This is a genomic window from Streptomyces sp. (assembly GCF_031178505.1).
Classification (GTDB): domain Bacteria; phylum Actinomycetota; class Actinomycetes; order Streptomycetales; family Streptomycetaceae; genus Streptomyces; species Streptomyces gulbargensis.
Genome location: NZ_JAPSIW010000655.1, coordinates 1 through 4012 on the forward strand (window position 1 = coordinate 1; position 4012 = coordinate 4012).

Annotated in this window: 6 protein-coding genes; 2 read left to right on the forward strand and 4 right to left on the reverse strand. The window is 72.1% G+C overall.

What is annotated here, in order from left to right; genetic code table 11:
• Together RIF68_RS29885 and RIF68_RS29890 are read left to right on the forward strand one after the other, a co-directional pair.
• Positions 1-317: LysR substrate-binding domain-containing protein (locus RIF68_RS29885; protein WP_309054405.1), on the forward strand; the 317-nt coding region annotated here is incomplete at its 5' end.
• A gap of 52 nt (positions 318-369) precedes the next feature.
• Positions 370-1083, forward strand: a complete 714-nt coding sequence (locus RIF68_RS29890; protein ID WP_309054406.1) for a carbon-nitrogen hydrolase family protein — start codon at positions 370-372, stop codon at positions 1081-1083.
• 82 nt (positions 1084-1165) lie between these two features.
• On the opposite strand, the gene RIF68_RS29895 is transcribed toward RIF68_RS29890, so the two are convergent.
• The 4 genes from RIF68_RS29895 to RIF68_RS29910 form a co-directional block, all read right to left on the reverse strand.
• Positions 1166-2035, reverse strand: a complete 870-nt coding sequence (locus tag RIF68_RS29895; RefSeq protein WP_309054407.1) for a pectate lyase — start codon at positions 2033-2035, stop codon at positions 1166-1168.
• A gap of 7 nt (positions 2036-2042) precedes the next feature.
• Positions 2043-2915, reverse strand: coding sequence for an EI24 domain-containing protein (locus tag RIF68_RS29900; protein WP_309054408.1), 873 nt, complete (start codon positions 2913-2915; stop codon positions 2043-2045).
• Between the two features lie 101 nt (positions 2916-3016).
• On the reverse strand, positions 3017-3448 hold the full coding sequence (locus tag RIF68_RS29905) for an organic hydroperoxide resistance protein (RefSeq protein WP_309054409.1): 432 nt from the start codon (positions 3446-3448) through the stop codon (positions 3017-3019).
• Between the two features lie 64 nt (positions 3449-3512).
• Positions 3513-4012 (reverse strand): NADP-dependent oxidoreductase (locus RIF68_RS29910; RefSeq protein ID WP_309054410.1); only part of this gene is annotated, 500 nt, incomplete at its 5' end.

Below are 4012 nucleotides of genomic sequence, written 5' to 3' on the forward strand. Positions count from 1 at the left end.
GACTGGAGGGCACGCTGTTCCGGCCGGTGGTGGCCGCCGGGTTCCTGCCGCGTACGGCGCTCCTGGCGCACGACTGGATCGCCAAGCTGGGGGCGGTGGCCGCCGGGCTCGGGGTCACCCTGGTGCCGGCGCTCGCGGCGGCGGCGGTGCGGCCGGACGTGGCGCTGGTGGCGGTCGATCCCGGGGACGTGCCCTACCGGGCGGTGCACGTGGCCGCGCCCGCGACGCCGACCGTGGCGGCGGGCACCTTCCTCGGGCTGTTGCGGGCGACGGCGGCGGAGCTGTCCGCCTCCTGGCCCGCCCACCCGGACAGCTAAGCCCTCAATCCCACCCTTGCCCCTTACCCCCGGGCGGGGGATGATGGCCCTCATGATCGTCGCTGCCACCCAGTTCGCCCCGGTCGCCGGGGACGTCCACGCCAACGTCCGTACGATCGCGGGGCTCCTCCGGGAGGCCGGGGCGGCGGGGGCGCGGATCGCCGTCTTCGCCGAGCTCTGCCTGACCGGCTACGAGCCGAGCCTGATCCGGGACGTCCCGCACCTGGTCCTCACCGAGGACGACCCCCGGCTCGGCCCCGTACGGGAGGCGTGCCGCGCGGCCGGCATCGCGGCCGTGGTCAACGGGCCCGTGGTCGCCACGGGCGCACGCCCCGGCATCACCACGCTGGTGGTCGGCCCGGACGGCTCGCTCCTCACCCGCTACGACAAGCAGCACCTGTACGGGATCGAGGCGGAGGTCTTCGCGCCGGGCACCGGGGACGGGCGGTTCGTTCTCGACGGGGTCCGCTTCGCCCTGGCCACCTGCTACGACAACCGCTTCCCGGCCCTCGCGCGACGCGCGGCGGCCGACGACTGCGCGGTGTACCTGGCCAGTTCGGTGCTGGCGGCGGACAACGACTCCTTCGAGACGGTGTATCCGGTACGGGCGAGGGAGTTCGGCCTCCCGGTGGTGCTCGGCAACGTCCTGGGGCCCAACGAGGACGGCACGGGCGGCGGACGGGCGGGCGCCTGGGGGCCGGACGGCGAGCGGATCGCGGACGCGGGCCCGGACAAGCCGGGGTTCGCACTCGCCGCGGTGGGCTGAGGCGCGGGGCGGACCGGGTACCGCGGTCGGCGGGTCCGCGTTCGGCCGGGCGGCGGGGGCCGCCCGGCCTCGGTGTCGGGGGTCAGTCGTAGGAGAGGTCCCCGGCGGAGTAACGGCAGGTGGTGCCGTCGGGGCCGGTGCCGATCTCCTTGGGCTCCTTGCCGGTGTTGTTGCCGGTGAAGCGGACGCACGGCTTGATCTTCTTCTTGGTGTCGCCGTGGATCCGGACGTTCCGCAGGGTCGCGGTGTCACCGTAGTTGGCGTTCACGCCGACGATCGACGTACCGGGAGCGGTGATGTCGACGTCGTTGACGAGGATCGTGCGGGGGTACTGCTTCTTGCAGTTGCCGCAGGAGCGGACCAGCTTGCCGAAGTCGGCGACCTGGAACTTGGTCACGACGAGCTTGCCGGCACCGTTGAACTGGAAGACCTTGTCGGAGGCGCCGCGCGCGCCACCGCCGTACACCGCGTACACGGCCGACTTCGACGTGCCCTTGAAGCTGGCGGCGTCCTCACCGACGTTCTCCCACCAGACGTTCTGGAGGGTGCAGCTGCCCAGGCAGTGGACGCCGTCGGCCGCCGGGGTGCCGATGATCACGTTCTTGAGGACGGCGCCGTCCGCGAGGACGAACAGCGGCTTCTGACTCTCGTCCTGCCCGTCCGAACCGAGCTCGCCGGTGCCGTGGAAGCGCTTGAGCTTGCCGTCGTAGGTCCCGGAGACCGGGATGGAGGCCGGGACCGGCTCGGTGCCCTTGGCGCGGGGCCAGGCGGCGGGCGCCGCCGCGGTACGCGCCGTCGCCGGGGCCGCGCCCGTACCGGAGTCGCCGTGCGTGGCGGCGCCGGCCGGGGCCAGCAGGCTGGTGGTGAGCACGGCCGCGCCGGTGATGCCGAGGGCGCTCAGGGCGCCGGCGATCGCCCGCCGGCGCCCCGTCTTCCGCTTGTGGGAGGTCATCGCGTTCTTACTTCCTCAGGTGGGGGATGTGGTGCACCCCCTGGTCGCCGCCGGAGGAGGAAAGGTTGCCGCCGTGCCGGTCGTTCTGCCGGGCGTGCGTGTCCCCGGGCTCGCCGGTGCGGCCCGCCTCGTCGGGGTCACCGGTCTCGCCGCGCAGGTCGCGGACCATGAGCGTGGCGCCGGCGACGGCTCCGGGCATGAGGAAGACGGCCACGAAGGGGACGAGGAAGGCGAGGGTCAGCGGCACGCCGAAGCCGAGGGTGGCGAGGCGGCGTCCGCGCAGCAGCGCGAGCCGTTCCTTCACCTCGACGCCCCGGCGCTGGAGCGCGACGGCGGTGAGCTCCTCGGCGAGGAAGAAGCCGGACACGCAGAAGCCGACGACGGGGACGACGGTCTGGCCGACGACGGGGATGAATCCGCAGGCGAACAGCAGCACACCGTAGAAGGCGACGCGCAGGACGATCCGCAGGCTGTCGCGCGCCGAGATCCACAGCTCGCGCCAGAGGGGCAGCCCGGACTCGGGCACCTCACCGCCCTGGCTGCGGTCGACCTCCTCGGAGAGCGACTCGTAGAAGGGCTGGCCGACCAGGAGGGTCACGGCGGTGAAGGTGACGACGGCGAGGAAGAGGCCGAAGACGAACACCAGGGCGGTGAGGGTGCCCCGGAAGAAGCCCTGCCAGGGGGAGCCCCAGTCGTCGGCGAACGGGGTCGCCCAGGCGGCGAGGTCGTCGGCTCCGTAGCCGAGTCCGACGAGCGCGCCCGCGTAGAGGACGAGCGTCACCAGCCCGGGCAGCAGCCCGAACCCGAACCACCGTCCGTGCCGGCCGACCCACTTCTGGCCCTGTACCAGGTACTTGAAACCCACCCCGAGATCACGCATGGGGGTCACCCTATCCGGGGGCCCGCCGTACGCCGGAACGGCGAAGGGCCGCACCCCGGTCGGTCGGGGTGCGGCCCTTCACCAGTCTGCCCGTCCGTGGCTCAGACGGCGAGCTCGACCGTGATGTTGCCCCGGGTCGCCTTGGAGTACGGGCAGACCTGGTGCGCCTTCTCGATCAGGCTCTTGGCGGTCTCGGCGTCCACGTTGGGGATGGTCGCCGAAATCTTCACGACGAGGCCGAAACCGTCGTCGTTCTTGCCGATGCCGACCTCGGCGGTGACCGTCGAGCCGGAGATGTCGGCGTTCTCGTTGCGGGCCACGACGCCGAGCGCGCCCTGGAAGCAGGCGCTGTAGCCGGCCGCGAACAGCTGCTCGGGGTTGGTGCCCTCACCGGAGCCGCCCATCTCCTTGGGCGGGTTGACCACGACGTCGAGCTTGCCGTCGTCGGTGGCGACCCGGCCGTCACGGCCGTTCTCGGCGGTGGCCACGGCGGTGTAGAGGACGTCGGAACGGCTGATGGCAGTGCTGGACATACGGATGTCTTCCTTCTTCGGTTCGCCGCGACTCGCGCCCACGATCGCGGCGGCTGAGGGAAGACTAGCGGGTCAGTGTGACGATCATCTTTCCGGTGTTGTCGCCGCGGAGCAGACCGAGGAAGGCCTCCACGCCGTTCTCCACGCCCTCGACGAGGGTCTCGCGGTACTTGAGCTCGCCGGAACGCAGCCAGCCGCCGACCTCCTGCACGAAGCGGTCCTGGAGGCCGTAGTGGTCGCCGACGAGGACGCCCTGGAGGCGCAGGCGCTTGCCGATGATCAGCGCCATGTTGCGCGGTCCGGGGACCGGCTCGGTGTCGTTGTACTGCGCGATCATGCCGCAGATGGCGGCCCGGCCGTGCACGTTGAGCGAGGAGATCGCGGCTTCGAGGTGCTCGCCTCCGACGTTGTCGAAGTAGACGTCGATGCCGTCCGGGGCGGCCTCGCGCAGCTGGTCCTTGACCGGGCCGTCCTTGTAGTTGAAGGCGGCGTCGAAGCCCAGCTCCTCCACGAGGAACTTGACCTTCTCGTCGGAGCCGGCCGAGCCGATCACCCGGGAGGCGC